The organism is Arthrobacter sp. M71 S08, from assembly GCF_059089725.1.
The window spans coordinates 1-1285 of sequence record NZ_JBNHEY010000015.1 but is presented as its reverse complement, the minus strand read 5'-3'; the positions used below and the strand labels follow the sequence as shown (position 1 = coordinate 1285).

1 rRNA gene is annotated in these 1285 nt (G+C 54.9%); it reads left to right on the top strand.

The window, feature by feature from the left end:
* Positions 1-178: 178 nt before the first annotated feature.
* Positions 179-1285, top strand: a 16S ribosomal RNA gene (locus AC5RTB_RS16550); the annotation flags it as partial.

The following is a 1285-nucleotide window of genomic DNA, read 5'->3' as shown; positions in this document are numbered from 1 at the left end:
TGCTTCTGTTGTTTGAGAACTCAATAGTGTGCCATGTTTGTTGATACCGATTGTTTTTTGATTGGTTGATTTGCTGGTCGTTGCACTTCGGTGTGGTGGCTGGTTTTTTGGCTGGTTTCGAATTTTGTGCAGCATGGATCCTTCTTTTTCCGGGGGGTTTGTGTTGTGTCTGTATTTTTTTACGGAGAGTTTGATCCTGGCTCAGGATGAACGCTGGCGGCGTGCTTAACACATGCAAGTCGAACGATGATCCCCAGCTTGCTGGGGGGATTAGTGGCGAACGGGTGAGTAACACGTGAGTAACCTGCCCTTGACTCTGGGATAAGCCTGGGAAACTGGGTCTAATACTGGATACGACTCTTCACCGCATGGTGGGGGGTGGAAAGCTTTTGTGGTTTTGGATGGACTCGCGGCCTATCAGCTTGTTGGTGGGGTAATGGCCTACCAAGGCGACGACGGGTAGCCGGCCTGAGAGGGTGGACGGCCACACTGGGACTGAGACACGGCCCAGACTCCTACGGGAGGCAGCAGTGGGGAATATTGCACAATGGGCGCAAGCCTGATGCAGCGACGCCGCGTGAGGGATGAAGGCCTTCGGGTTGTAAACCTCTTTCAGTAGGGAAGAAGCGAAAGTGACGGTACCTGCAGAAGAAGCGCCGGCTAACTACGTGCCAGCAGCCGCGGTAATACGTAGGGCGCAAGCGTTATCCGGAATTATTGGGCGTAAAGAGCTCGTAGGCGGTTTGTCGCGTCTGCCGTGAAAGTCCGGGGCTTAACTCCGGATCTGCGGTGGGTACGGGCAGACTTGAGTGATGTAGGGGAGACTGGAATTCCTGGTGTAGCGGTGAAATGCGCAGATATCAGGAGGAACACCGATGGCGAAGGCAGGTCTCTGGGCATTAACTGACGCTGAGGAGCGAAAGCATGGGGAGCGAACAGGATTAGATACCCTGGTAGTCCATGCCGTAAACGTTGGGCACTAGGTGTGGGGGACATTCCACGTTTTCCGCGCCGTAGCTAACGCATTAAGTGCCCCGCCTGGGGAGTACGGCCGCAAGGCTAAAACTCAAAGGAATTGACGGGGGCCCGCACAAGCGGCGGAGCATGCGGATTAATTCGATGCAACGCGAAGAACCTTACCAAGGCTTGACATGAACCGGAACGGCGCAGAGATGTGTCGGCCACTTGTGGCCGGTTTACAGGTGGTGCATGGTTGTCGTCAGCTCGTGTCGTGAGATGTTGGGTTAAGTCCCGCAACGAGCGCAACCCTCGTTCCATGTTGCCA